This window comes from Comamonas sp. MYb69, assembly GCF_037479315.1.
In the GTDB taxonomy this organism is placed as follows: domain Bacteria; phylum Pseudomonadota; class Gammaproteobacteria; order Burkholderiales; family Burkholderiaceae_C; genus Comamonas.
In genome coordinates, this window is the sequence record NZ_JBBGZG010000003.1 from 38,364 (window position 1) to 65,261 (window position 26,898).

At 63.8% G+C, this 26,898-nt stretch carries 25 protein-coding genes; 10 read left to right on the forward strand and 15 right to left on the reverse strand.

Going from position 1 to position 26,898, the window contains the following annotated elements; genetic code table 11:
- The first annotated feature begins 14 nt into the window (after window positions 1-14).
- Window positions 15-5,768, forward strand: a complete 5,754-nt coding sequence (locus WH303_RS04510) for a PilC/PilY family type IV pilus protein (RefSeq protein ID WP_339517177.1) — start codon at window positions 15-17, stop codon at window positions 5,766-5,768.
- A 92-nt stretch (window positions 5,769-5,860) separates the two neighbouring features.
- Here WH303_RS04510 and WH303_RS04515 read toward each other — a convergent pair whose 3' ends face one another.
- Both WH303_RS04515 and WH303_RS04520 read right to left on the reverse strand, forming a co-directional pair.
- Window positions 5,861-6,478, reverse strand: a complete 618-nt coding sequence (locus tag WH303_RS04515) for a nitroreductase family protein (protein ID WP_339517178.1) — start codon at window positions 6,476-6,478, stop codon at window positions 5,861-5,863.
- A gap of 45 nt (window positions 6,479-6,523) precedes the next feature.
- Window positions 6,524-7,396 (reverse strand): EamA family transporter, encoded by an 873-nt coding sequence (locus WH303_RS04520; RefSeq protein ID WP_312990105.1) that lies wholly within the window; start codon window positions 7,394-7,396, stop codon window positions 6,524-6,526.
- 64 nt (window positions 7,397-7,460) lie between these two features.
- Between WH303_RS04520 and WH303_RS04525 the strand changes: the two genes are divergently transcribed.
- A complete protein-coding gene (locus WH303_RS04525) occupies window positions 7,461-8,006 on the forward strand; it encodes a MarR family winged helix-turn-helix transcriptional regulator (RefSeq protein ID WP_339517179.1) in 546 nt (181 codons plus the stop codon).
- A gap of 367 nt (window positions 8,007-8,373) precedes the next feature.
- On the opposite strand, the gene WH303_RS04530 is transcribed toward WH303_RS04525, so the two are convergent.
- The gene (locus WH303_RS04530; protein WP_339517180.1) at window positions 8,374-8,880 is read right to left on the reverse strand and encodes a DUF6314 family protein; all 507 of its coding nucleotides are present in this window, start codon (window positions 8,878-8,880) and stop codon (window positions 8,374-8,376) included.
- A 361-nt stretch (window positions 8,881-9,241) separates the two neighbouring features.
- Here WH303_RS04530 and WH303_RS04535 point away from each other — a divergent pair, with 361 nt between their 5' ends.
- Window positions 9,242-9,808: a hypothetical protein gene (locus tag WH303_RS04535; protein ID WP_021028906.1), complete on the forward strand. Its 567-nt coding sequence runs from the start codon at window positions 9,242-9,244 to the stop codon at window positions 9,806-9,808.
- 204 nt (window positions 9,809-10,012) lie between these two features.
- The gene (locus tag WH303_RS04540) at window positions 10,013-10,420 is read left to right on the forward strand and encodes a BLUF domain-containing protein (RefSeq protein WP_339517181.1); all 408 of its coding nucleotides are present in this window, start codon (window positions 10,013-10,015) and stop codon (window positions 10,418-10,420) included.
- An 84-nt stretch (window positions 10,421-10,504) separates the two neighbouring features.
- On the opposite strand, the gene WH303_RS04545 is transcribed toward WH303_RS04540, so the two are convergent.
- Complete coding sequence (locus WH303_RS04545; RefSeq protein WP_339517182.1) at window positions 10,505-11,965, reverse strand: ATP-binding protein; 1,461 nt, start codon at window positions 11,963-11,965, stop codon at window positions 10,505-10,507.
- On the reverse strand, window positions 11,955-12,698 hold the full coding sequence (locus WH303_RS04550; RefSeq protein ID WP_339517183.1) for a response regulator: 744 nt from the start codon (window positions 12,696-12,698) through the stop codon (window positions 11,955-11,957). The genes WH303_RS04545 and WH303_RS04550 overlap by 11 nt, the downstream gene beginning before the upstream one ends.
- 132 nt (window positions 12,699-12,830) lie before the next feature.
- Between WH303_RS04550 and WH303_RS04555 the strand changes: the two genes are divergently transcribed.
- Window positions 12,831-15,155: a TonB-dependent siderophore receptor gene (locus tag WH303_RS04555; protein WP_339517184.1), complete on the forward strand. Its 2,325-nt coding sequence runs from the start codon at window positions 12,831-12,833 to the stop codon at window positions 15,153-15,155.
- 127 nt (window positions 15,156-15,282) lie between these two features.
- Here the strand turns inward: WH303_RS04555 and WH303_RS04560 are convergent, their stop codons facing one another.
- From WH303_RS04560 to WH303_RS04605, 10 genes are all read right to left on the reverse strand, one after another.
- Window positions 15,283-15,768 carry a hypothetical protein gene (locus WH303_RS04560; protein ID WP_339517185.1) on the reverse strand — a complete coding sequence of 162 codons (486 nt, stop codon included), beginning with the start codon at window positions 15,766-15,768 and terminating at the stop codon, window positions 15,283-15,285.
- Between the two features lie 189 nt (window positions 15,769-15,957).
- Window positions 15,958-16,359, reverse strand: coding sequence for a DUF3224 domain-containing protein (locus WH303_RS04565; protein ID WP_339517186.1), 402 nt, complete (start codon window positions 16,357-16,359; stop codon window positions 15,958-15,960).
- Between the two features lie 136 nt (window positions 16,360-16,495).
- Window positions 16,496-16,711, reverse strand: coding sequence for a hypothetical protein (locus tag WH303_RS04570; RefSeq protein ID WP_021028913.1), 216 nt, complete (start codon window positions 16,709-16,711; stop codon window positions 16,496-16,498).
- Complete coding sequence (locus tag WH303_RS04575; RefSeq protein WP_339517187.1) at window positions 16,708-17,277, reverse strand: sigma-70 family RNA polymerase sigma factor; 570 nt, start codon at window positions 17,275-17,277, stop codon at window positions 16,708-16,710. Before WH303_RS04575 ends, WH303_RS04570 begins: the two co-directional genes overlap by 4 nt.
- Before the next feature lie 12 nt (window positions 17,278-17,289).
- Window positions 17,290-17,754, reverse strand: a complete 465-nt coding sequence (locus WH303_RS04580) for a DoxX family protein (RefSeq protein ID WP_312988189.1) — start codon at window positions 17,752-17,754, stop codon at window positions 17,290-17,292.
- Window positions 17,708-17,989 carry an HvfC/BufC N-terminal domain-containing protein gene (locus WH303_RS04585; protein ID WP_021028916.1) on the reverse strand — a complete coding sequence of 94 codons (282 nt, stop codon included), beginning with the start codon at window positions 17,987-17,989 and terminating at the stop codon, window positions 17,708-17,710. The genes WH303_RS04580 and WH303_RS04585 overlap by 47 nt, the downstream gene beginning before the upstream one ends.
- Entirely contained in the window at window positions 17,962-18,744 is a 783-nt protein-coding gene (locus tag WH303_RS04590; RefSeq protein WP_339517188.1) for a multinuclear nonheme iron-dependent oxidase, read from the reverse strand. Before WH303_RS04590 ends, WH303_RS04585 begins: the two co-directional genes overlap by 28 nt.
- 56 nt (window positions 18,745-18,800) lie before the next feature.
- A complete protein-coding gene (locus tag WH303_RS04595) occupies window positions 18,801-19,133 on the reverse strand; it encodes a DUF4148 domain-containing protein (protein ID WP_339517189.1) in 333 nt (110 codons plus the stop codon).
- Between the two features lie 78 nt (window positions 19,134-19,211).
- Window positions 19,212-19,439 (reverse strand): hypothetical protein, encoded by a 228-nt coding sequence (locus WH303_RS04600; RefSeq protein WP_021028919.1) that lies wholly within the window; start codon window positions 19,437-19,439, stop codon window positions 19,212-19,214.
- A 397-nt stretch (window positions 19,440-19,836) separates the two neighbouring features.
- A complete protein-coding gene (locus tag WH303_RS04605) occupies window positions 19,837-20,460 on the reverse strand; it encodes a TetR/AcrR family transcriptional regulator (protein ID WP_339517190.1) in 624 nt (207 codons plus the stop codon).
- Window positions 20,461-20,695: 235 nt separating this feature from the next.
- Between WH303_RS04605 and WH303_RS04610 the strand changes: the two genes are divergently transcribed.
- Genes WH303_RS04610 through WH303_RS04630 form a run of 5 tightly spaced genes read left to right on the forward strand, consistent with a single transcriptional unit; the run spans window position 20,696 to window position 26,898 of the window.
- Window positions 20,696-22,471, forward strand: coding sequence for an ABC transporter ATP-binding protein (locus WH303_RS04610; protein ID WP_339517191.1), 1,776 nt, complete (start codon window positions 20,696-20,698; stop codon window positions 22,469-22,471).
- Window positions 22,465-24,225: an ABC transporter ATP-binding protein gene (locus WH303_RS04615; RefSeq protein ID WP_339517192.1), complete on the forward strand. Its 1,761-nt coding sequence runs from the start codon at window positions 22,465-22,467 to the stop codon at window positions 24,223-24,225. Before WH303_RS04610 ends, WH303_RS04615 begins: the two co-directional genes overlap by 7 nt.
- Complete coding sequence (locus WH303_RS04620; protein ID WP_339517193.1) at window positions 24,225-25,175, forward strand: ABC transporter permease; 951 nt, start codon at window positions 24,225-24,227, stop codon at window positions 25,173-25,175. Before WH303_RS04615 ends, WH303_RS04620 begins: the two co-directional genes overlap by 1 nt.
- Entirely contained in the window at window positions 25,172-26,140 is a 969-nt protein-coding gene (locus WH303_RS04625) for an iron chelate uptake ABC transporter family permease subunit (RefSeq protein ID WP_339517194.1), read from the forward strand. The genes WH303_RS04620 and WH303_RS04625 overlap by 4 nt, the downstream gene beginning before the upstream one ends.
- On the forward strand, window positions 26,137-26,898 hold the full coding sequence (locus WH303_RS04630; RefSeq protein WP_339517195.1) for an iron ABC transporter ATP-binding protein: 762 nt from the start codon (window positions 26,137-26,139) through the stop codon (window positions 26,896-26,898). The genes WH303_RS04625 and WH303_RS04630 overlap by 4 nt, the downstream gene beginning before the upstream one ends.

Consider the following 26,898-nt stretch of genomic DNA (forward strand, 5'->3'; position numbering starts at 1 on the left):
AGGAGTGCGAATAGATGAAAAATATAGCTTTCGCAGATAGAGAGAAACACCGGAGTCCGGCGCGCGCCTGGAGCCCGAGGCTGCTGTGGTCGCTGGGCCTGGCGGTCTCGCTGGCTGGGGCTGTGGGCGGCGGCATGGCCATTGCCGACACGCCCCATAACCCGGTCGACATCTCGGACGTGCCAGTCAACACCTTTGCACAGCAGGACAAGCCCAATGTGATGCTGTTGATGGACACGTCGGACTCGATGAAGTGGACCCACATGCCTGACGATTGGGATCCCATCACCTATTCGGCGACCTTCTTCCCGATGGGATACAAGAGTTCGTTGTGCAACAGCCTGTACTACAACCCTGCCACCAAGTACGAGCTGCCTGCCCAGCCCGATGGCACGGCCTACCCTGAGCCCAGCTTTGCCGGTGCCTGGATTGACGGCTATGACACCAGCAAAGGCGTGGTGAATCTGGCAACCAGCTTTCAGGCCTATGACATCTCCACCCGCCTGCGGCAGGAGTCTATCTACAACGACCCTGCGCAAGCGGCCTATTATTTTGAATGGGTGCCGCGCGTGACTGGCGGGGTGCAGCCTTCGTTCGAAGGTGCGGATGTGACAGCTGGCGCCTGCAACAAGGTGACCAACAGCACCATCAAGGCCGACAACGGCAGCTTGCTGCTCAACCAGGCCAGTGCCAATATCAATACCGGCAGCACGACGGCCCCCGATGGCTATTGGATTCGCCGGGGCATCACGACCGCTGCGCAGCAACAGAACTTCGCCAACTGGTACAGCTTCTACCGCACGCGTATCAACATGGCCAAGTCTTCCATCAGCCTGGCCTTCAATGCACTGGACAACAACTTCCGGATCGGCTTTCTGACAGCCGCCAAGCCCGACACCAGTACTTTCAAGTTCATGCCCGTCAAGGATTTTGAAAGCACCGACAAGGCCAACTGGTTCCAGACCATCCAGTCGGCCAAGACAGGCGGCAGCTCGCCCACGCGTGAAGCACTGGCCCGCGTGGGACGTTACTACGCCAACAAGGATGACAGCATCAACACGGCCATGGCGCCCTTTGTGGACCCGGTCGTCTCTGCCTGCCAGCGCCACTATGCGATTGTGACCACCGACGGCTACTGGAACGTCGGCCAGGAAACCAAGGGCCCCATGCAGCTCGATGGCACCACCTTGGTTGGGCAGCAAGACGGCCCTGACAGTGATCCGGCTTACAACCGGCCTCTTACCGGGCCCGATGGCCTCACCCCACGCCCGATCTATGACGGCTCCACCAGTGGCTCCTTGCTGCGCCGGGATGCCAGCATCGGTTATGACTGGAGCGCCTGCGGCCTGGGCTGGCAAACCATTGTTCCTGGCGGTGGCACCAAGACCGAGACCACCTACAAGAAGATCACCAAGAAGAGTGTGAAGACCCAGGCGGTGACCTATGGCACCGTGCTGGGTTTTTACAAGAGCACGTTGTGGACCGAGCAAAAAGCCAAGCTGGAGCTCAGCTTTGCCAATGCCATGCGCACCTACTGGACGGTCGCTGCCACCAAGATGGTCTACAAGCGTACCTACCAACACAAATACACTTGGAACTCCATCACGCAGAGCCAGTACCGCAATGCCTTGATCACCACCTGGGCCACCGAAAAGCAGGAGCCATTTGGCAAGGCCGTGTACAAGCGGGTGCAGCAAAAGCGCTACTTCTATTCCTACATCAACCAGGCGATTGGCGAGATTCCCTTCAAGACCACCGACAAGAGTGTCTGCGAACCCTATGGCTGCAACCTGGTGGGCTATGACCAGTGGCAGTTGGTGAACGCCAGCTGTACGCCTGGCATGGATGGCGACTACAAGGTCGAGTGCCAGGAGAGCGAAGTGCCCATCAGTGCCTCGAACTGCAGCAACAATGGGCAGTTCGTTCCCGGCCAAGGCACCATCTACTGCGAAGGCAAGCCCGGTGTGGCAGCGATCAACGGGCCTGTACCCGCTTGTGGAACGCTGCACCCTGATTTGGTGGCCAGTGGCGTGACCGCCAGCATGGTGTTGTTCAGCGGTTGCAACAGCAGCTACAGCGAAACCACCTATGTCACCGATGCGCAGTGCGTGAACACCAGCCCGGTGGCGCCGAACTTCAAACGCTCGACTTGCGTTGCCAAGCAGACATATGGTTCGTCTTCGACCAACAACTATTGCTCCGCAGGGGTAAGCAGTAGCAATGTGTACACCGTCTGCAGTGCGAAAAAGGCGAGCACCAGCTTTGTCAATTCCTGCCCTGCTGATCTGTCCAACAATGCGACCAAGATGGACCAGGTCTGTGGTGCTCCTGAGCAGCGCACCAGTTCAGCGGTCGCACTGAGCACTTGCGTGGCCTCCTCGTCACCCACCATTACCACCTGCGAAGAGCCCTATACCACTACCTTTGGTACGACGGCAGTCAACCCTGCCAGCTGTACGGGCGACAGGGTTTGCGAGATGAAGTATTCGGACTGGGGCTATGCCGCAAGCTGCACCGCGCAAGCACCTTCTGCGGGCAACAACTGGACGGGGACCCAATGCAGTACGGGAGGGGGCACCTGCACACCCGCCACGGGTTCACCCACTTCAATGGCCAATGGCGCCGTGCAAAGCTGCACGGCGGCGGGCCCGACGCCGGCCAACGGCTGCTTCCTGGTGACCTGTGAGAGTAAGACCACGGATCCGGTCGAAACCACCAGCTGCAGCACAACCCCTGGCCCATCTGCGGCCAATGGCTGGGTGACCACCCAATGTGTGGCCAACAACCTTTACAACCAGCCGGTACAAAGCTGCCCGCAGACCGGGGTGACTAATTGCAATCCCCAGAGCACGGCCACGGACATGGGCTACGGCGCCTGTGTGGAATCGGGCCCGACCAGCGACAACGGCTGGACGACGACGACCTGCCAGAAGGTGGAACAGGTGACCTACCTGAGCAGCGCTGCTGATTACGCCGCTTGCACCAACGGCACCGCTGCCAATGGTGTGGAAACCATCTGCGAGCAAGAAGGCCCCACGACCATCACTGTGCCGCAAGGCCAGGCTTGTGCTGCCGGCTACGATCCGCTGACCCACAAGGTCACGGTCTGCAATGTCGAGAGCAGTACGGCGGTCTTCACCCCGGACAAACCCGCCAATTGCGCCACGACCGATTGCTCGCAGGTGATGGGCAAGAAGAAGGTGTTCTCCGGTACGGCGACCACGCATCGCGTGAACCTGCTGGGGTCGACGGAGAGCACACCACAGCTGATCTCCACCGTGACGATCCCTGTGACGGAGCTGGAATCGCCCGCGCAGTGCTACAGCGCGACGGAGGCTGCCGGTATGACGCTGCCCAGCAATGGCCGCCCTGTGCCAGCCAACACGGTGGTGTGGGGCAGCCTGCCCGCCGGCCACCAGGCCTGCACCAAGCTGCCTTGCGATGCCGTGGAGCAAAGCAATGTCACTGGCGGCAGCCGCAATTCGCTGGCCGATGTGGCGCAGTACTACTACGGCACCGATCTGCGCCCTGAACTGGCCAACCTGGTCAAGCCAGCTGGCACTGGTGCGGAAGATGACAAGGTGACCTGGCAGCACATGGCCACCTATGTGATCGGCATGGGCGTCTCGGGCACCTTGAAGTTCGACAAGGACTACAAGAATGGCGCGGGTGACTTCGCGGGCATCCGCAATGGCACCAAGACCTGGCCGGTCTGGCCCGCGCCCGGTGTCACCAACTACGAGCAGCCCCAGTCCATCGATGACTTCTGGCATACCGCCGTCAATGGCCGTGGACTCTACTTCAGCGCCAACGACCCCCAGGCCATCAAGTCGGGCTTGGGCCAGGTGTTCTCCGATATCCGCGCAGCCGTGGGTTCGGGCGCCGGTGTGGCGGTGTCGTCGGCCGTGGTCGAGACGGACAACAACTTCGCCTACGGCGCGCTGTACCGCAGCGGGCGCTGGTCGGGCGAGGTGCAGGCCTATGAGATCAATGTCAGCTCGGGTGTGCGCACGTTGATCCCCAACTGGTCTGCCAAGACCAAGTTGGATGCGCGTGATCTGGCCAGTGACGACCGCCGTATCTTTTTCATGGACGGCGCGGCATTGAAGAGCTTCAACTGGGCAACACTGGGCGGTTTGCAAAGCCATTTCAATGGCACGGCGGCCCAAGCACTGCTGTCGCAGTACAGCGCGATGAGCGACACGCAAAAGACCGCAGCGCTGGGTGAGAACCTGGTGAAGTTCCTGCGAGGGGAGCGCACCAAGGAGGGCTATGTTCAAGGCGACGACACCAAGCTTTACCGCAGCCGTGAAAGCCGCCTGGGTGACATCATCGGCTCGCAGCCGCTGTATGTGGGCAAGCCCCAGCGCAAGTACCGCGATGCTGGCTACGCCGCCTTCCGCCTGGCACAAAAGGACCGGCGTGCCATGGTCTATGTGGGCGGCAATGACGGCATGCTGCATGCTTTCTATGCGGACACCGATCTGACCAAGCAACAGACGATTGGCGGAAAGCTGGTCTACCCTGCTGCGCGTGAAGCCTGGGCCTTTGTGCCCAAGGCCGTCATGCCTGCGATGCCGGCTCTGGCCAGCAATAACTATGACGGCAACCACCGCTACTTTGTCGATGGATCGCCGGTGATGGCCGATATCTTCCACGATGGCGCCTGGAAAACCATCCTGGTGGGCGGCTTCAACAAGGGCGGCAATGGCTACTATGCGCTCGATATCACCGACCCTGAATCGCCCAAAGGTCTTTGGGAAGCCAGTGCCTCGACCATGGGCCAAAGCTATGGCAAGCCGCTGATCACCAAGATGCCGGACGGCACCTGGGTGGCACTGCTGACCTCGGGCTACAACAATGCCGATGGCAAGGGCTATGTCTATGTGCTCAATGCCGGCACCGGTGCGGTGATCCAGACCATCACCAACCCCGATGGCGCGGGCATGAAGGACCTGAACAACTTCATGAAAGACCCCGGCGGCAATAACACCAGCACCTTGTTCTACGGTGGCGACATCCAGGGCAATATCTGGCGCTACCAGTGGAGCAGTGGCAGCTACCAGGCCAAGAAGGTCGTGCAGCTCAAGGACGAGGGCGGCAATGAGCAACCCATCACCACCCGTTTGGAACTGGTGCAAAGCCCCAACCTCAGCGCGCTGCCACGTATCCTGGTTGCCACCGGCAAGCTGCTGGGTATGGGGGATCTGAGCACAACGGGCCAGCAGACCATCTATGGCATTGATGATGTAGCCGATGGTTACAGCAACAGTGGCGCTTCATTTCTGGCAGGCCTGAAGCAGTCGGTGCTGAAGAACGTCACTGCCGCAGACGGCAAGCTGACACGGACGCTCCAATGTGCCTCGACTGTGTCTGATGCTGTGTGCAACGATGCCACCAAGAGCTGGTATGTGAACCTGCCCGACACCGGTGAGCGCGTCAACGTCGATCTGCGCCTGGCCAACACCACCTTGGTGGTCGCGAGCAATGTGCCGTCGAACGAACCCTGCGTGGCCGGCGGCAAGGGCTGGATCAACTACCTGGACTTCCAGACGGGGCGTGCTGTGAACACCAGCACCAACATGGCTGGTGAGTCCGTGGATGGCCTGATCTCTGGCAACGACCTGAGCGCCAACCAAAACGGCGATGTTACCAGCCACGTATCGCCCAGCCAGGTGCCAGAGAACCCGATCGACATCAAGATCCCGGTCGCCACGCCCAAGCCACTGGGCAAGCGCATCAGCTGGCGCGAGTTGGTGAACAAGTAAAGGCAGTGAGAAGCAGGGCGGCGGTGGATTGCTGCCCCCGTCCTGCTCTGCCCTCCGGTATGGCCTACCCGGCGTTGCCTGGCGCAATGCTGTCAGATGATCTCCAGGACCTCATGCACCGTCTTGCGCGGTTTCTGAGGTCCTTGTTCTTTGGCCGGGTAGCCCACGGTGACCAGCACGACTGGCACCTCGTCCGGCGCCAGGCCAAACGCATGGTGCAAGGCCAGCGCATCAAAGCCCACCATCGCGCAAGACCCCAGCTGCGCGCCTTGCGCTGCCAGCATCAAGGTCATCGCCGCCAGCGATGCCGAGCGAACCGCTTCATCGCGCTGCAATTGCGCATCCCCCTCATGGGCCTGGATGGCCTGGGCGACCCAGGCATCGGCGGTGCGCTGGGGCAGGGCGCCTGCATCCACGCTGGGCTGCAGTGCAGCTGCCAGTTGGCGGTGTGCCGCCAACGTGCCGCAGACGATAAAGGCCACCGCCGCATCCACCACCTTCTGCTGGTCATAGGCCACGGCCTGGAGGCGGACCTTGGCCTCGGCAGAGCGCACGGCGATAAAGCGCCAGTTCTGCATGTTGTAGGCCGACGGGGCACGCGTGGCCTGTTCGATCAGGGCCTGGATGTGGGCGTCACCGAGCGGCGGGCCATCGACATAACGGTGGACGGAGATGCGGTTTTCAATGGCTTGTTGTACGGGATTGGTCATGGTCAGGTTAAGAGGCTAAGGGCTGAAAAAACGGACAGGTCGGCATTAGCGAGAAGGCGCCGCCGTCCACTGCACGGCCAGCACGCTGACCAGCACCACCACCAGTCCGGCCAGCGCCATGCCGGTCATCGATTGGCCCAGCAGCGCCCAGCCGAGCACGACGGCGGTGAGGGGGCTGAGCAGGCCCAGCGATGCGACGGCCACGGTGGGCAAACGTGCAATGCCGCGAAACCACAGCGCATAGGCCAGCAGCGCGCCTGCCAGGCAGAGATAGGCATAGGCCAGCCCTTGTACAGCGCTGAGTGAGGGCAGCGGTGCATCCAGCCACCAGGCCAGCGGGGCGAGCATCAGGCCGCCCAGCAAGAGCTGCCAGCCGGTGAGCGCCATCACCGGCAGGTCCAGCTGCCAGCGGCGCGTAAGCCAGACCCCGCTGGCCATGCAGGCGGCGCCCAAGAAGGCCGCGGCAATGCCGATGGGCTCGAATACGGTCTGCGGTGAGATCAGCAGCAGCGCCATGCCCAGCACCCCGGCCACGGCCGCCGCCAAGGTGCTGCGGGCGGGGGATTGGCCATCGGCCCACCAGGCCAGGCCCATCACCATCAGCGGCTGGATGGCGCCCAGCACGGCGGCCAGGCCACCCGGCAAGCGGTAGGCCGCCACAAACAGCAGCGCCTGGAAGGCGCCGATATTGAGCGCACTCAGGATCAGCAAGCGCAGCCAGTGCTGCTGCGCGGGCAGACGGCGCATGGCCAGCACCAGCAGCAGGCCTGCGGGCAGCACCCGGATCAGCGCGGCGGTGAAAGGGCGGTGCGGCGGCAGCAGCTCCGAAGTCACGATATAGGTGGAGCCCCAGACCATGGGGGCCAGCGCGGTGAGGGCGATGTCTTGCCAGCGGGAAGGGCGTGGGAGGGCTTGCATGGGTTTTATCTTCAAATCAAGATAAAATGGATGCTAACGCTTAAATATCTTGATATCAAGACAAATGCCAAAAAAACCTTTGTCCCCTGCGGGTGATGCCGTGGACGCGATCCTGGCGCAATGGGCGCGCGAGCGGCCCGATCTGGATGCCAGCCCGATGGCCCCGATTGGCCGCATCAAGCGCTGTGCGGCGCTGATCGAGCAAAGCCTGGATGCCAACTTTGCGCAGTTCGGCCTGAGCTTTTGGGAGTTCGATATGCTGGCCGCGCTGCGGCGCTCGGGCGCGCCTTACCGGCTCAGCCCCACCGAGCTGTTCTCCACCCTGATGGTGACCTCGGGCACCATGACCCACCGGCTCAAGCGCCTCGAAGCCAATGGCTGGATCGAGCGGGTGCCCCATGCGCAAGATGCGCGCAGCATGCTGGTGCAGCTGACCAAGCGCGGTTTCAAGCTCATTGATGAAGCCGTGACAGCGCATGTGGAAAAAGAACGCGCGCTGCTGCAGCCCCTGCCCGCTGCAAGCCTGGCGGCGCTCAATACGCATCTGTCGGTGTTGCTGGCGGTGCTGGAACGCGGCGCAGGCAGCTCAGAGGATGAGCAGGGCAGTTGATGCGTTGTTGAGGGTTCAGTGTTTAGAACCTGTTCAAAGTCTCTACGCAGCCGCGTTGGAGTGCAATCGGGATGAGTTCGAAGGGATGGAACGCAGCTTGCACCGGGGTGCAAGCAAGGGCCAGCGCGCAGAAATCGCCCGATTTCACTCCAACCCACAGGGACAGTGGCTTTGCGCTGCCCGGGAAGGGCCGCCCGGGCAGGGGCGGTCTGCGGCGTTGCAGTGCTTGCCAATAGCGGGCTATTGGCTGCGCACTGCGCCTAGCATCCCATCCCGCAAAGACACTGTCGCGGCGCGAGGAGACATTGAACAGGTTCTTGGATCAACGGAATTTCAATCCGCTGGTCCAGGCTGCCTCCCAGGCGTCTCAGACCGCTGTGCTGCTGGTGGTCGGGGCGCCCGCCAGCCGCTCATACAAGGTATAGCTGCGGTAGGACTTGTGCGGCCCGCGCACCTGGTGCTCGATGACAAAGGCACCGCTGCGCAGAAACGCATAGCTGCTGTCATAGCGGTCCGCAATGCACAGGTGTGAGCTGCTGGCGCTCAGCTGCCCGTCCTGGTCGATGGCGGGATGCAGCCGGTGAAAAAGGCGCTGCTGCTGGGCATCGAAATAGATGCACAAATCCGTCCCCTGCTGGCTGAAAAAATAGCTGCCGCTGGCGCGAAACGCGCCGCCGCTTTGCAGCACCATCTGGCCGCTCTCGGCATAGTGGGCGCCGCAGGAACCCTCCGGGGTGAAGCGCGCCTGGCCCTGCACGGTGCCAATGGGGTTGCGGGTCACCAGATCCTGCAGGCTGCGCGAAAAACGCCATTCGCCTTGCAGCGCGGCAAGCAGGTGTTCTGCCACCCAGAGGGGCTGGTGCTCGGTAGTCATTGCGGTGTTTTCCATAGGCGGAGCATCTCTGCCGCAGGCCCTGTCAGCACCCTGCTGCCCGGGTGCTGAGATGCGGTGGGCTGCGGCGATTTTGCCAGGGTTTTCTCAGCCGCCATAGCGCTGCAAACGGCTTGGCGCAAGGCTTTGGCGCGGTAGGTGAAATCTGACCATGTGTCCGTCCTGCCACCCACAGCCTGCGCGCTTGGGGCTGCTGATAATTCATTCACGCCATTGAGGCCAGCAACGCAGCCATTGTGGCGGTATTGCATGAATGACATGCCAGGAGACTATTTTTTGCGCTTCATTGATGGGTGCAAAAAATAGTCAGCTCTTTCACCATAACGATCCAAGGAACAACACCATGAAGCTCCAACCTACCATCGCCGCCCTGTGTGCAGCCGCTTTCTTCTCCGGTGGCGTTTTCGCCATGACCTCTGCCGAGCAGAAGGTTGAGAAGGACCGTATCGAAGCCGAGCACAAGGCTGCCAGCGACCAGTGCAAGCCCATGAAGGGCAATGCCAAGGATGTCTGCAAGAAGCAGGCCGATGGCCAAAAGAAGGTCGCCTTGGCGGATCTGAAGCACCGTGCAGAACCTACCGAAGGCCACCGCCACGACCTGGCCAAGGCCAAGGCAGATGCCGAGTACGACGTGGCCAAGGAAAAGTGCGACGACGCCACCGGCAATACCAAGGACGTCTGCCAGAAGGAAGCCAAGGCAGCCCATGTGAAGGCCTTGGAAGCCGCCAAGGTCGCGGAGGTGAGCGCCAAGCCATCGTCCAATCCATCGGATGTGGCCGATGCGCGCAAGGACGCTGCCGACAAGTCGCGTGAAGCCGACTACAAGGCTGCCAAGGAGCGCTGCGATGCCATGGCCGGTGATGCCAAGGATGCCTGCGTGACCGATGCCAAGCGCAAATTTGGCCAGTAAGTCGCGTTGATGCTGCGCCTGCCAAGGCGCTGTCACCAGCCCCTGATGCACCATCTGCGATGGCCATCAGGGGCTGGTTTTGTGCGGTGATAGCAAGTGCCTGCTATCGCTGCCGGGCTCTGAAGCAGAAAAAAGACCTCAACCGGCATCCACCCGCCGAGGCAAGCAGTACATTGCATACATATTGACAGCGAGAGCCCAGCCATGCCTTCTTCCCTCCGATCCCTTCTCTACACCAGCAGGCTGGCTCCCGGCTATGGGCCCACCGAGGTGGGGCGCATCGTCAAGCAGGCGCGGGAGCTGAACGCCATCCATGGCATCACCGGTGTGCTGGTGTTCGATGGTGACTGGTTTGCGCAGTATGTGGAGGGCGCACCTGATGCCATGCGGGTGCTCGAATCCCATCTGCAGGCAGACCCCCGGCATTCCGATTTCCGGGTCATCGATGCGGGGCTGTCCGGCCCCGAGCGGCGCTTTCCCAACTGGGTGATGGGTTATGCGGATGGCGATATCGACAGCAGCGGCTTGAACATCTCGGCGCTGGCCCAGGCCGATGCCTATGAGGCGCTGGAGCGCTTTGCCCAAGCGGTCAAAACCTTGGATATTCTCTGACGGACAGGACTAGCCGCCCTCGCTGATGACGAACGCGCTCGATCGTGGTGGCGGACCCGTGGCCAGCAAGACGCCCCAGGCCTATCACTGTGCGCTGGCCCTGTTTTTGCGGATACGTATGCCGGCCGACAGGCCCTGCGGTTCGCGGTTGTGCAGCAAGAGCGCGCCGCCATGCGCCTGCGCAATGGCATCGACAATGCTCAGGCCTAGGCCATGGCCGCCGGTGTCCTGGTTGCGCGATGCTTCACCGCGCTCAAAAGGCTGGCGCATGCGCTCGAGCTGCGCGGGCGCAATGCCCGGGCCCCGGTCCTCCACGCAGATTTGGGCAAAGTCCTCATCTTCATCGAGCACCAGGCTGGCGCTGCCGGCATAGCGCAGCGCGTTGTCGATCAGGTTGTCCAGCGCGCGGCGCAGGCTCACAGGCTGGCCCATCACTGGCACACGGATATGGCCGCGGATATCGACGGGCTGGCCCAGCTCCTGCCGGTCCTGGCAGATGCTGCGGGCCAATGCATCCAGGTCAATCTGCTGCAGCGGGCCCTGGTGCTCCCGCGCCTGGATAAAGGCCAAGGTGCTGTCGATCAGGCCTTCCATGCAGCTCAAGTCGCCGCGCAGCTTTTGCTTGCCGCTGTCCAGGTCGGCGCTGTCCAGCAGCTCCAGGCGAAGCCGCATGCGCGTGATGGGCGTGCGCAGATCATGCGATACGGCGGCCAGAAAATGCGTGCGCTCGGTCAGGTTGGCGGCAATGCGCTGCTGCATGCGGTTCAAGGCATGGGCGGCCTGGCGCACTTCGCGTGGGCCGTCCTCGTCCATGCGCGGCGCGGCGACCACATCGCGCTCCAGCGCCTGCGCGGCCTGGCCCATGCGCAGCAGCGGCGTTACCACCCAGCGCACTGCCAGCAGCACCAGCAACACCACCACCAGAATGCGGAACAGGTAGACGCGCAGCAGCACATCGGCCAGCACCTCCCAGCCGCTTTGTGCATGCCAGCCGGGGCTCAGTTGCGTCTCCAGCACCAGCCAGCGGCCGGGCGCCAGTGCAATCTGCAGGCCATAGTCCACCGTGAAAGGGCTGAGCCCGAAATAGCTGGACTGCGGCACCGCATGCCCATGCGCATCAGTCAACTGCAGCCGCTGCAATTGGGCCTGGCCCGCCTGGGGCAGCCGCGCATGCAGCACACGGTTGACCAGTGCCTCGGCCTCCTGGTGCAGCTCGGCGTCTTCCACTGGGTAACGGGCTTGCGCCTGATCTAGCACCCGGGCTTGCAGGCCGGGGCTGGCCAGGTAGCGCAGCGCTTGCGGGTCCTGGTCGTTCTGGGCCAGCACCTGCAGCGCATCGGCCAGGCGCTCAGCGGCCACGCGCGTGGGGGTTTCCAGGGTTTGGGTATGGCGCAGGTCCAGCCAGATGCTGCTGGTGAGGAACTGCGTGGCCAGCATGCCAACGGCCAGAACCAGTACCAGGCGGCCAAACAAGGTATCGGGCAGCCAGCGCGCCAGCCGCTTGCGCCAGCCGCTGGCCTGCACATGGGGGGCATCAGTCGCCATGCACAGGCGGCGGCAACAGCATATAGCCCTCATGCCGCACGGTGCGGATGATTTGCGGCTTGCGGCTGTCCAGCTCGATATGGCCGCGCAGGCGGCTGATGCAGACATCGACGGCCCGGTCCGAGGCGGCGCGCTCGCGGCCAAAGGCCAGGTCCATCAGCTGGTCGCGGCTCACGGCCTGGTGTGGGTGGCGCAGCAGGTGCTCCAGAATGCGGAAGTCCGAGCTGGCCAGACTGATCAGCACGTTGCTGGGCGAGAGCAGGTGGCGCTGGGCCAGGTCCAACGTAAAACTGCCAAAGCGCAGCAGCATCGGTGCTGGCGGCTCGGGCATGCCGGGCATGGGCTGGGCCTGGGGCCGCACGCGGCGCAGCACCGCGCGGATGCGGGCCAGCAGCTCCATCGGCTCAAAGGGCTTGTTCAGGTAGTCATCGGCGCCCAGCTCCAGGCCGACCACGCGGTTGAGCACGCTGTCGCGCGCCGTCAGCATGATGATGGGGATGTGGGCCGTGGCCGGGTTGGCGCGCAGCTGCTGGCACAGCACCATGCCATCGGTGCCGGGCAGCATGATGTCGAGCAGGATCAGATCGGGCAGGCGCTCGGCCAGCGCGGTGGCCATCTGTTCGCCATCGCCCGCGCACTGGCTGTGCAGGCGCGATTTGGCCAGGTAGCTCACGATGAGCTCTCGCATGTCGGCGTCGTCTTCGACCACCAGGATCAGGGGCAGGTTTTCCATGGGTGTGGCCGGCTATTGTAAACGGGACATGCGAATGAGAATACATTTCATTTCATTTCCATACACGGCGAATACATAGCGCGGGGCCACCCTTTTTACAGTGCCAGCTTTGCAATAAAAAAGGTGGTTGGCATGGTGGTGAATCAAAAGCGCGCAGCGGTGGCCGGGGTGCCGGTTTGGCTGCGGTTGAGCCCGGTGGTGTGTGCCGCCTTGGCGGTCTGTTCCCAGGCCGCATGGGCGCAAACCGCACCATCTGCGCCGGCGGATGCAGCCGCTGCCAAGCGCACGGCAGAGACCACCCAGCTCGAAGAGGTGGTGGTGAGCGCCGAATCCACCAACGCCAGCGAGGCCACGCGCTCGTACGAGAACCCGGCCGTCTCCAGCGCCACGGGCCTGTTGCTGACGCGCCGCGAAACCCCGCAGTCGGTCAGCGTCGTCACCCGCCAGCAGATGGACGACGAAAACGTACAGACCCTGGATGATGCCTTGCTCAACGCCACCGGCATCTCGGCCACCCAGCTCGATGTGGGCGGCCGCACCAGCTACCGCGCGCGGGGCTTTGAGATCACCAACTTCCGCGTGGATGGCGCATTGCAGAACGGCCAGACCGGCTTCTCCGGCCAGGGCCTGGCGCTCAACATGGATCTGTATGACCGCGTCGAGATTCTGCGCGGCGCCAATGGCCTGCTGGGCGCCACTGGCGACCCGGCCGGTGTGGTCGACATGGTGCGCAAGGAGCCGCGCAAGACGCGCTTTGGTAGCGTCGGCGTGACCCTGGGCAGCCACGGCGGCCGCCACCTGACTGCCGATCTGAACCAGCCGCTCAATGCCGATGGCAGCGTGCGCTCGCGCTTTGTGATCAGCGGCGATGATTCGAGCACCTTCCGCGACCGCGAAAAGGACAAGTCCCTGGGCCTGCTGGCCAGCTTTGCTGCCGACATCAGCCGTGACACCAAGGCAGCCCTGGGCCTGCAGTACGAGCGCCGCCGCATCGATGGTGCCACCTGGGGCACGAACGTCCCCATCTGGTATGCCGATGGCACCGAGACCCACTTCAAGCGCAGCCTGAATTCGTCGGCCGACTGGAGCTACAGCGAGCGCGAGAGCAAGACCATTTTTGGCGCGCTGGAGCACCGCTTTGACAACAACTGGACGACCAAGCTCTCGGGCTCCTGGACGCGTGGCGAGGTGGACAGCCACCTGGCCGTGGCCAAGGCCAACCGGGGCACGGTATCGGCCGGCTACTGGGCGCAGGATGGCAGCGGTGCCTACCTGAACACCTATTTGTCCGAGGCGCAAAGCACCACCAAGAACCTGCAGTGGACGCTCAACGGCCCCTTCGAGGCATTGGGCCGCCGCCACCAGTTCATGATGGGCGCGAACTACAACGACAACGAGTCGACCGCCTACGGCCTGGACTGCTTCAACAGCGCTGGCCAGTCCGTCGCTTGCATGAATCGCATCAGCAACGGCTTTGCGATTGGCGACTGGCGCGAGTTCATCCGCACCGGCCAAGGCATTGGCGAAGTGACCACCGCCCGCAACGGCAAGGACACCGTCACCCGCATCAAGACCTATGGCAGCTATGCGGCCACGCGCCTGAGCATCACCGATCCGCTGTCGGTGATCGTCGGCGCGCGGCTGAGCTGGCAGCGCAACTTCTCCAACGGCGTCGTCACCTCGGACTTCAGCCACCAGGTCACGCCCTACCTGGGCGCCGTCTATGACCTGAACCGCAACTACTCGCTCTACGCCAGCTACACCGATGTGTTCGAAGCCCAGTCGCAGCGCCGCGTCGATGGCACCTATCTCGATCCCAAGTCCGGCACCGCGATGGAAGTGGGCGTCAAGGGCGAATGGCTCGATGGCCAGTTCGATGGCTCGCTGGCGGTGTTCCGCAACAAGCAAAAGGATGTGGCCACGATTGCGCGTGACGCCAGCGGCGACCCGCTCTACGTGACCGGCGACGAGGGTGTGACCGCCTATGTCAATGGCGCATCGGGCGTGACGACCAAGGGTTTTGAAGTGGACTTCTCCGGCCGCATCACGCCGAGCTGGAATGTTTATGGCGGCTACACCTATCTGTCGGTGAACAACCCCAACTCTACCGGCGCAGAGGATGACCCCAAGCACCTGCTGCGCCTGAACACCAGCTACCGCCTGCCCGGCAGCTGGAACAAGCTGACCCTGGGCACGGGCCTCACGGCACAAAGCAAGATGCACCAGGTCGCCACCGGCACCAGCCACCCGACCGAGGGCGCCAATGTCAATATCGACCTGAAGGCCTACACCCTGTTCCATGCGATGGCGCGCTATGAGATCAACAAGGACCTGGTCGCCACCCTGAACATCTCCAACCTGTTCGACAAGACCTACTACCGCCAGTACGGCTTCTACTCGGGCGCCATCTATGGCGAGCCCCGGACCGTGCGTCTGAACCTGAAGGCCACGTTCTAAACCAAGGATCGCGTTCCTAAGGCAGATCCGCCAAGATCTGCCATGCTGCAGCCCACTCTGCAGCCCTGGACTTTGCAGTGCCAGCCCTGTGCTGGCGCTGCAGGGTCCTTTTTTATGGCCGTCTGCGCTATCGCTGCTGGAGCTCGTCCGCGATGCGCTGGCACCAAACCTGGGCCTCTGCCTGCAGGCCAAAGCTGCTCAGGTGCATCGCGCGTTCGCCCCGCACACGCAGGCGCACGACATAGTAGGGCCCATCTTCGGCGCTGCGCTCCAGCACGCTGGGCGGCTCGACATCGGCGTAGGGAATTGCGCGTGGGGGCAGGGGCAGGCGCCCATGGCGCACCAGGCAGCGCTGGCGCTGGTCAAAATGCAGCCGCAGGCAGCGCCCAGCTGCCAGGCAGAGGAAAAACACCCCCAGCACCACCGGCGCCGTGATGCAGGCGGCCAGCAGCAGCAGTTGCCACCAGGGCAGGCCCCAGTGGCCATGCTGCAAAAAGGGCACCGGGATCAGAAACATCGCCAGCCCAATCACGGCCACAAACAGCCGCATCGGCCAGCTGATGTGCTCCTCGTAACGCAGGCCGTCGGGCGAGTCGCGGAAGCCATGGGTCATGTCATGCCTCTATACGCTGGTGTGTGGTTGCTCCCTGAATGCCTTGGCCAGGGGAACAGGCTTGGCTCTGGATTCTACGGGGCGGCTACGTATTCGGAACATGGCCACGATGCCCCATGTAAAAAGTCCCGGGCCTGCATGCGATTGCAGGCCCGGGACTTTTCAGTCGCCGAAGGTGCTGGGGGCTCGTCAAGCCTCAGGCAGTTGGTACACAAAGCGGTAGGAATGCTGGCCGTTGTCGATCGTGATCTGCATGTTGCCGCGCAGGCCCTGCAGTGCGTCGGTGGCCGAGTCGGGCACGACGCTGATGCTTTGCGTGGATTCGCCCTGCGCCATGCTGGCGCTGTGCTGCAGCACAAAGCTGCCGCTGCGGCCATGCAGGCTGCCTTGCACGCGTTCCATCGCCACATAGCCGGCCGAGCCGGGGGTCGTGCTGCGGAACGACAGCATCTCGCCCTGGCTGGCCGCCTGCAGATCGCCGCTGAATTGTTTGTCCAGCGAGAGCCGGCCCAGGCCGGTGGCCTCGGCAACCGGGCTGAGGCTTTCGGGTTGCAGCTTGATGTCAAAGCGTCCGGTGGCGATATGGTCCATGGCAGAGTCCAGGCAAAAACGCCATTCTGGCACGGTGCTGTATTTATGTACAGTATTTTGATTGCCGCAGCGATGATGCCGGGTGGATCGGGGCAACCCGTCGTTGGGACGATGGCCCGGCGATCATGCCAGGACCTTAGTTCTCCGAAGAGGGCTTGGCGGGTGGGGTCGGTGGCGTTTGCAGATGTTCGCTGTAGCCCTTGAGCATGTCCTGCAGCGCCTGGTCATTGCGGGTAAAGGCGCGGCAGCGAAAGCAGATCATGCGGTGCTGCCAGGCAGCGATTTTGCCCGCCGTGCCGGCCTCCTCCATTTGCCCGGAGGTGAGTTGAAAAATGTAGTCACGGCATTTCATGAAGCAGTCTCTTTGTCAAACCAGTTTTGGTGCAGGCACAGCTGCAGCTGCTTGCGCGCGCGGCTCATGCACTGCCAGTAATCGGCCTTGGTGATGCCCAAGGTGCTGCAAATCTCCTCGGCCTCGCATTCCAGAAACTCCTTCATGGAAAACACCCGCGCTGGCTTGGCCGGCAGCTTGTGCACACACAGATCGACGATGATGAAGAACTGGTCGTTTTGCAGCTGCTGCTGGGGGTTGACCCAGGTGGTGGGCGCAACGCCCTCGACCCAATGGCCCCGCTTGTCAAACAGGATCTGGTCGAGGTCGTCCTGGAAAGCCTCGTCATAGCTCACGGGCGCGCGGTATTTCTGTCGCAGCCGGTCGCTGATCTTGTTGCGCAGGATGCCAAACAGGTAGCTCTTGGCCTGGGCAGCGTCAAAGCTGCTGCGGTCCAGCTGCAGCAGCGCCGCCAAGGTATCTTGCACGGCATCCTCGGCCTCTTCGCGCGAGGGCAGGTGCAGCTGTGCAAAACGCAGCATGGCGCTGCGCCATTGGACGGTGATCTCTGCTGCGATGGTGTGCATACACTCCTTGGCTTAACGGTGGCAACAACGGTCCAGGGACCAGCGGCCCGGCCCCTGGCTGACAATGGCGACCAGCATGATGCCCAGCATCAAGGGCACCTTGAAGCCCAGGCCGTCATCGCTGTCGATCTGGTTCCAGCCGGCCCAACCCAGGTCAAAGTGCACGCTGTACACCGCCACATAGGTGATGAAGATCAGCCCCAGCGCGGCAATGCGCGATGCCAGCCCGATGATCAGCGCCACGCCCAGCACCAGCTCGGTAAGGCCTGCAATGCCCCAATTTAAGCTCGCGGGCAGCCAGCTCACTGGGATGGGAAAGTCCAGGCCGGCAAACCAGGCCGGTGCCTCCCAGCCCGATGACAGTTTACGAAAACCTGCCAGCACAAACTCCTGCCCCACCCACAGGCGCAGCAGCAGCAGGCCCAGGCCATCAATCTTCTCGCGTGCTTTCACGCGCAATGAATTCAAGGAATGCATCTTTCATATCTCCATAGTAGGGCGAGCTCCAGCGCGAGTCGCGCACAAAGGCGGTGATCAATTCCCGCCAGGCCTCGTCGCCCAGTTGCTCGCGCAGTTCCGGAAAATGGGCCTCCACCATCTGGCTGGCCCCCAGGTAGACCAGGTGGCGGTAGGCACGCATGCCGTTGTCGCTGTAGCCCGGGGGCACCTGGTCGGACAGGCCTCTTACATAGTCGTAGAAGTGCGCAGACATGCCAGCTCCTGGTTGATGACCTCCATGCCGGGGACATCGTTGTCCCATTCCAGCAGCACGGGGGTGCCATGGCGCTCGGCAAGGCTGCGTGCGAGCTGCTGGGTATGTGCCTCCACCGGCTGGCTGTGCGTGTCCATGAACAGGTCAAAGCGCGCATCGAATTCATGGCCGGCCACATGCATGTAGCTCACGCGGCCCATGTCCAGACCCTGCACAAAGTCGCTGGGGCTGGGGCCGCCATGGTTCTTGTGGTTGACCGACAGGTTGTTCAGGTCCAGCAGCAGATGGCAGTCCGCCAGGTCGAGGACCATGCCGAGAAAATCCGCTTCAGGCATCGCCCCCACATTGGTGTACCAGGTCGTGTTCTCGACCGAGATGCGCATGCCCAAGGCATCTTGCACCGCACGGATACGGTCGGCGACGCGGCGCGCATGTAACTCGGTAAAGGGCACGGCAAACAGGTCGTAGAGCTGGAAGCTGTCGCCGCTTGCGGCCAGGTGGTCGGAGTACAGCGGGGTGTCCAGGTCATCAATCAGCTGGCGCAGATCGCGCAGAAAAGACCTGTCCAGCGGCGCGGCGCCGCCCAGGTTGAGGGCCACCCCATGCAGGTGGACCGGGCGGCCCGAGTCGATCAGCGCCTGCAGCGGCGCCAGATCCCGGCGCACCCAGTTCTCGGGTGCGACCTCGAAGAAGTCGGCATGCACGGCGGACATGTCCCAGTCGAGCATTTCACGTCGAAAGCCAAGGCCAATCATGGTGTCCTCATTTCTGTGCAGGCGCGAGTTGGCGCTTGGCCAACCCGCCGCCAACGTTAGCCACCAAAGTTTTCACCCTGTGGCAAGGTGCCAGCCATGCGGGCCTGGGATGCGGCCTCGATGACCTGCGCACGGCTCAAGCCCATGCCGGATTGGCCTTTGAACTGCGGCGCATCAAAATTGCCGTCGAACTGCCGCACATGGTCCATACGGGCCTGGCTGAGCTCTGCCCGGACCTGGTCGCGGGTGAGGCTGCTGCCGGAGTTGGCGTAAGCCGGGTAGTCCGAGCCATTGCCCACGGGGGCGGTGCTCATGGCCTGGGCGCTGCCGGCAAAGGCCAGGCTGGCAGCCAGAAGAAGACGGGTGGTGATCGTGGTGGTGGTCAACATGGTGGGAGCCCTTTCTGTGGTGGGGGGCGGGTGAGCGCGTCGCGCCCACCCCGGGTGTTGTGTTTGGTGATGCAAGGATTAAGGGGTGGCTGCGCCATCCTTCTTGGAGCAGCCGCCGTCCTTCTTGGAGCAACCGCCATCCTTCTTCGAGCAGCCGCCGTCCTTCTTGGAACAGTTGGCGTCCTTGGTGCTCGATTCCTTCTTGCCGCAGCTGCCTGCGCCGCATTTGCTGTCCTGGCTGCCAGCGGCCCAGGCGGAGGTTGCGAGCACAGCAGCGGCCAAGGTGGTGAGGGTCTTGATGTTCATGGTGTAGTTCCTGGTGATGAAAGGTTGAAAGTGCACAGCACAGCGCTGCCACGTTGATGAAGTCGTTCGACCTGATCGATTCCTGACATCTTTTTGAAAATATTTATCGAGACCGCCAAAAAAAGCAGGCGCAAGGCTGCGCCCGCCCTGCCAAAGTGGCCAGGGTGTGGGTGCTTTCAGGGAGAGTGAGTGCTGCTGGTGCTGCGGGCTCGTAACTACCTAGTGGCTGCAGAGCTCGCGCCCGTGGCATGGACGCGGATAGCGATGAGGCGCAAGGCGTCTTTGCAAGGCGAGCCGTAGTAATTGCCAAGGCTGACCATGCAGCGGGTCAGCGGGCCCTGCGTTCAGACTGCAGCAGGGCGCATGGCAGAGGGCGCCTGGGGCAGACCCGAGAGCGTCAGGGCTGCAGCTGCGGGTCGAGCTGCAGTTGCAGCAGCGCGCCGGCGATCAGCGCATGCATGCCCTGGGCCAGATCGCCTTCCATCTCGGCGGTCTCAGCCTCATAGCTGGTGGGCACCACGCTCTCCTGGCGTGCGGCTGAGTAGACCGAGTCGGCAGCGGCCAGGCCGTGGAAGGCGATGGTCGCCAGCAGCCAGCGCGACTGCTCCTTGCCGATGCGGTAGGCCTGCGCCACTTCTTCCTGGTGGGTATCGATCTTCTCGAGCATCGCCGGGGTGGCGACGAGTCTGCGGATCACATAGGGCGTCACGCCCGGGTAGGTCTTGGCGAACTGGCGCACCGAATCGCTGAAGCGGACCAGGTAGTTCTGCAGGCCCTCTTGCTCGCCCACCTTGGGCAGAGAAAACTCCCAGCGCTGAAAAATCTCCTCGGCCACTATGTGCTTGAGCTCGGCCAGGCTGGGCACATGCTTGTACAGCGCCATATGCGTCACGCCCAGCGCACTGGCCACGCCCACAAAGGTGATGTTGGGCAAGCCCATCTCGATACCTGCATCGGCGATGCGCTCTTGCGTGATCAGGCGCGGTCGCCCGCGCGGGGCTGCTTTTTTCTCGGGGTCCATGTTCTCTCCAGGTACCAGGCCATTGTCGGCCAAACCGCTGCTGCGATAGCTGTAAAAGATGTACGGTAATTTATTAGTTTAGTATGATGCAACTAATTATTGTTCCTATTGCGTTTCGCGTTGGGGCGGGCTGTCTATCGCAGGCCCGGCGCAGCGCAGTCACGCCGCCGGGCGCTGTAGCGCGACGGCGCCGTCTGCACGCGAGCGCATCCGTTTTTCTCTAGGTCTTGCTCCCATGCATGCAGATGACGCGGCGGCTGCCGCAGCCCCAGGGCCCGGTCCGATCAGGCGGGTGCTCCACCCCATTCGCGGGCGTTTGACCGTGGCCGCGCTGCTGTCGGGCCTGGGGGCCATGCTCAGCCTGGTGCCGCTGGCGGCAATGGTGCGCATGGCCCAGCTTAGCCTGGGGGAGCCGGGCACCGGCAGCATCTGGCCGCTGCTATGGGGGGCACTGGCCTGCCTCTTTACCGGGGCATTGCTGATGCTGGCCGGCGAGGTACTGGCCCATAGGGCAGACAACCAGCTCACCCACGGCCTGCGCCGCGCCGCCGTGCAGCGGCTGGGCCAGGTGCCGCTGGGCTGGTTCAGCAGCCGCTCGTCGGGCGAGGTCAAGCAGGTGCTGCAGGACGACATGGCCACCTTGCACAGCCTCAGCGCGCATTTCTACACCTCGGTGGCGCGCGCGGGAGGCGCGATGCTGGTGGCAGTGGCCTACCTGCTGGCGCAGGACTGGCGCATGGCCTTGATCGCCTTGCTGCCGTTTCCCGGCTATGTCTGGTTTCTGCGCCGGGCGCTGCGCTCCAGCGGCACGCAGATGGGCGTGTTTGCCGGCCACATGGGCCGCATCCAATCGGCCGCGGTGGCCTTTGTTGCCGGCATGCCGGTCATCAAGGCCTTTGGCAACAGCGGCCAAGGCCAGGCCAGCTACCAGGGCGCGGTCGATGCGTTTGCGCAGGCCTTTAGGGATTTTGTGCGCCCCCTCGTTGGCGCCATGGCCCATGCCCATGGCATGGCCGCCCCGGTCACCGTATTGGGCTTTGTGCTGGCCGGTGGCTGGCTGCTGGGCAGCCAGGGTGCGCTAGCGCCTCTGGATCTGCTGCCCTTTGTGCTGGTCGCCCCGGGCATCTGCGCGCCGGTGCTGCTGCTGCACACCTTGCTGCATGACCTGCAGGGCGCCACCGCAGCGGCCCAGCGCGTGCTGGCGCTGCTCGATACGCCCGTGCTGCCGCAACCGGCGCCCAGCGAGCAGCTGTCACCGCTGAACCACCAGCTCCGTTTTGACCAGGTGGGCTATGCCTATGCGCCGGGCCAGCAGGTGCTGCAGGGCATCAGCTTCCAGCTCCAGCCGGGCACTGTCACCGCCATCGTCGGCCCCTCGGGCGCCGGCAAAACCACGATCGCGCGCTTGCTGCTGCGCTTTTTTGACCCGACCGAGGGCCGCATCACGCTGGGCGGCGCGGACCTGCGCGCCATCGGCAGCGCAGCGCTCTACCAGCGCATCGGCTTTGTGCTGCAGGATGTGCGCCTGATCCATGCCAGCCTGCGCGACAACATAGCGCTGGGCCGGCCCGGCGCCAGCCAGGCCGAGGTGGAAGCCGCCGCGCGCGCAGCCGATGTGCATGGCTGCATCAGCGCGCTGCCACGCAGCTATGACGCGGTGCTGGGCGAGGACGCGCAGCTCTCCGGCGGCGAGCGCCAGCGCATCAGCATTGCCCGCGCCGTGCTGATGGATGCACCGATTTTGGTGCTGGACGAGGCCACCGCCGCTGCGGATGCCGACAGCGAAGCCGCCATTCAGCGCGCGCTGTCGCGCTTTGCGCAAGGCCGCACGGTGCTGGTGATTGCCCACCGGCTCGATACCGTCATGCAGGCCGACCAGATCCTGGTGATCGACGAGGGGCGCCTGGTGGAGCAGGGGCGCCACGCCGATCTGCTGGCCCAAGGCGGGCGCTATGCCCGCCTGTGGCGCGAAGGGGGCTATGCCGCCGTGCAGGAGGCCGCGCCATGCTGAAAACCTTGAACCTGCTGCTGGGCGAACAGGCCCCTTTGCTGCGCCGCTATGCCTGGATGGCGGCCTGGTATGGCGCGCTCTGCGGCCTGTGTACGGGCCTGCTGCTGCCGCTGATGGCCCAGCTGCTGCAGGCCCAGTGGCGTGCATCTGGCATTTGGCTGCTGGCCATGTTGGCCGCCGTGGTGCTGGCCTGGTGGTGGCGCGGCCGGGTGGAGCAGGCGGGGGTGGGCGTTGGTGTTGCGATCTTGCAAACCGGCCGCCACCGGCTGGGCGCCCATGTGGCGCGCCTGCCCATGGGCTGGTTCAACGCGCAGAACACCGCCAAGGTCAGCCACCTGGTCACCCAAGGGATGATGGCCGTGGCCCAGCTGCCGGCCCATGTGCTCACACCCGTCATCAGCGGCGTGGTGGCGCCGCTGGTGGTGCTGGCGCTGCTGTTTGCGCAGGACGCGCGCCAGGGCCTTATCGGCCTGCTGGCCTTGCCCTTGCTGCTGGGCGTGCTGGTATTGACCGCCCGCATGGGCCGCTGGGCCGATGCCGCGTTTCAGCGCGACTTTGCCCAGACCGGCCAGCGCATCGTGGAGTTTGCGCAGGCGCAGTCGGTCTTGCGCGCCTTCCAAGGCGGCGGTCAGAGCACCCGCTTTGTGGCGCAGGCGATGGACCAGCAGCGCCAGTCGGCCGGGCGCTTGATTGCGGTGTCCGCGCTGTCGTCGGTGCTGAATGTCTGGGCCGTGCAGGCGGTGTTGGCAGCCTTGCTGGTCGCCGTTGTGATCGGCATCGATCAGCACAGCGCCCAGGCGCTGGCGCCTGGAGAGGTCATCGGCGCCGTGCTGTCCATACTGCTGATCAGCCGCTTTGTCGAGCCGCTGTTGGAGCTGGTGGGCTATGCCGAGGCGCTGCGCAGCGCGCGCGGCCAGTTGGATGCGATGGACGCGCTGTTGGCGCAGCAGCCCCTGCCGCAGCCGCAGCACCCGCAGCTGCCGCGCGATGCATCGATCACTCTGCGTGATGTGCATTTCTCCTATGGCGCAGACCAGCCCGCCGTGCTGCGTGGCATCAACCTGCATGTGCCACCCGGCAGCATGACGGCCTTGGTGGGGGCATCGGGCTCCGGCAAAAGCACGCTGGTGCGGCTGATGGCGCGCTTTTGGGATGTGGACCAGGGGGGCGTACTGGTAGGCGGCACTGATGTGCGGCAGATGGATGAGGCGCAACTGGCCGCGCAGATCAGCCAGATCTTTCAGGACAGCTATTTGTTTGCCGGCAGCATTGCCGACAACATCCGCATCGGCCGGCCCGGCGCCAGTGATGCCCAGGTATGGCAAGCCGCCCAGCAAGCGGGCGTGGACAGCATCGCGCAGCGCCTGCCCGGCGTGCTGGACAGCCCCGTGGGCGAGGGTGGCGCCCAGCTCTCGGGCGGTGAGCGCCAACGCATTGCGATTGCGCGCGCCCTTATCAAGGATGCGCCCATCCTGCTAGTGGACGAGGCCACCGCCGCGCTCGATACCGAGAACCAGGCGCTGATTGCCCAGACCCTGGCGCGCCTGCGTGGCCAGCGCACGGTGGTGGTCATTGCGCACCAGCTGTCAACCATTGCCATGGCCGACCAGGTGCTGGTGCTGGAGGGAGGCCAGGTGGAGGAGCAAGGCACGCCTGCGCAGCTGGCAGCGCAATCGGGCCGCTATGCACAGTGGCTGGCCCAGCGAGCTTACGCCCAGGGCTGGCGCATTGCCGCAGCTGGGGAGCACGGCTGATGCGGCTGCGCTGGTGCTTGGGCTTTGCGCTGCTGTGCCTGGCGTCCCTGTTGGTGGGGGCGCGCCAGATGGCCTGGTCGCAGCTCTGGGCGTTTTCGGGCGGTTCCGGTGATGCCTGGCTCACCTTGACGGCCAGCCGCCTGCCGCGCCTGGCCGCGCTGGTGCTGACCGGGGCAGGCCTGGCCGTCTGCGGGGTGATCCTGCAGCACATTGTGCGCAACAAGTTTGTCGAGCCTGGCACCTCGGGCGGGCTCGATGCCGCCAAGCTTGGCATTCTGATCGCGATGACGGCGGTGCCCTCTGCCGGTGCCCCGGGCCGCATGGCGCTGGCGCTGCTGTTCTGCTTTGCATCCAGCCTGCTCTATGTCGCCATCATCGCGCGCATCCGCTTCAAGAACACCGTCCTGGTGCCCGTGATCGGGCTGATGTACGGCAGCGTGCTCAGCGCCGTGGCCGAGTTCTATGCCTACCGCCACAACATCCTGCAAAGCATGCAGGGCTGGCTGCTGGGCGATTTTTCGCGCATCGTGCAAGGCCATTACGAGATGCTCTACATCATCCTGCCGGTGGTGGCGCTGGCGTATCTGTATGCGCAGCGTTTTACTGTGCTGGGCATGGGGGAGGAGATGGCCACCAGCCTTGGCATGGGTTATGCCGCCACCGCCACCTTGGGGTTGGTGCTGGTAGCGGTCACTGTCTCGGCCACCGTCATTGCCGTCGGCGCCATTCCCTTTGTCGGCCTGGTCGTGCCGCAGCTGGTGGCCTTGTACAAGGGCGACCACCTGGCCCGCTCCCTGCCGCTGGTCGCCCTGGGCGGTGCCAGCCTGTTGCTGGTTTGCGATATCGCGGGGCGCCTGCTGATCTATCCCTTTGAGGTGCCCATTGGCCTTACAGCAGGCGCCTTGGGCGGCGTGGTGTTTCTGGTGCTGATTTTGCGGGGGCGGCGATGAAGCGCGCTATCACCCTGAATGCATTCCGCAGCAGCCATGCGCTGTGGCTGGGCATCGCCGTGCTGGCCCTGGGCTTTGTGCTGCTGGGCTCAGGGCTGGACATGGGCTATGTCATCCCCCGGCGTTTGCTGCGCCTGGCCACTATTGCGCTGGGCGGCATCTGCGTGGCGGTGTCGGCCATCGTGTTCCAGACCCTGATGGGCAACCGCATTCTGACGCCCGCCATCATGGGCTACGAGGCCGTCTTTTTGCTGTGGCAGGCCTTGCTGCTGCTGGTGCTGGGCGCGCAGGGCATGGGCATGCTGGGCGAGCGCGGCAATTTCTTCGTGTCGGTGGCGCTAATGCTGGTGTATTCCTGGGGCTTGCAGCGCTGGCTGCTGCGCCGCGGGCAGGGCGATATCTATGTGCTGCTGCTCGTTGGCCTGGTGCTGACCATGATGATCGGCACCTTCACGCAGTTTGTGCAGCTGCGCATCAGTCCGGGCGAGTTCGCCGTCTTCCAAGGCATGAGCTATGCGTCCTTTCACCGCGCCCGGCCCGATACCCTGGCCTATGCGGCGCTGGCCGTGGGTGCGGTATGCCTGGTGCTGCACAAAACTCTGGCGGTGCTGGATGTGATGGCGCTGGGCCGCGAGCAGGCCATATCGCTGGGCGTGCCCCATGCGCGCTGCATGCGCCTCTACCTGGCCTTGGTGGCGGTGCTGGTGGCGGTGTCCACCAGCCTGATCGGGCCGACGGCCTTCATGGGCATTTTCGTGGCCAACATCGTCTATGCGCTGGCACCGCAATGGCGCCACCGCAGCACCTTGCCGATGGGCTGCGCAGTGGCCATCGCCATCTTCCTGGTAGCGCAGCTGCTGGTGGAGCATGTTTTCAACTACAAGACCACCGTCAGCATCCTGGTCAATCTGGTCTGTGGTGCTTACTTTCTGGCGCTGACGGTGCGCGGCCGGGCTCTCTCATGATCATTGTCAGCAACCTCCATAAATCCTATGGCAGCCGCGCCGTGCTGTCGGGCGTCAGCACCGCCTTCCCGGCCGGGCGCATCACCTCGCTCATAGGCCCCAATGGTGCCGGCAAATCCACCTTGCTGATGATGATTGCCCGCCTGCTGGCGCCCAGCAGTGGCGAGATCCAGCTCGATGGCCGCAGCATTGCCACCATCTCGGTGGCCCACTATGCGCTGCGCATTGCCACCTTGCGCCAGTCGCCCGGTTTTCAGATGCGCTTGACGGTCGAAGAGCTGGTCGGCTTTGGCCGCTTTCCGCACCACCGGGGCACCTTGACGAGCAAAGACCAGCAGGCCGTCGATGAGGCGATTGCCTTTTTATCGCTGGAGCCCCTGCGCCACGCCTATATCGACGAGATCAGTGGCGGCCAGCGGCAGATGGCCTTTTTGGCGATGACCATTGCCCAGCAGACCGATGTGCTGCTGCTCGACGAGCCCCTGAACAACCTGGACATGAAGCATGCCGTGCAGATCATGCGCGCGCTGCGCAGGCTTTGCGATGAGGCCGGGCGCACGGTGATCCTCGTCATCCACGACATCAACTTTGCCGCCAATTACTCGGACCACATCGTCGCGCTCAAAGGCGGAATGCTGTGCTTTAGCGGCCCCACCGATGACGTCATCTCCGAAGCCAATCTGTCGCAGCTGTTCGAGCTGCGGTTTGACATCAGCCGCACCGCGCAGGGATGCCTGTGCAACTACTTCAAGACCTAG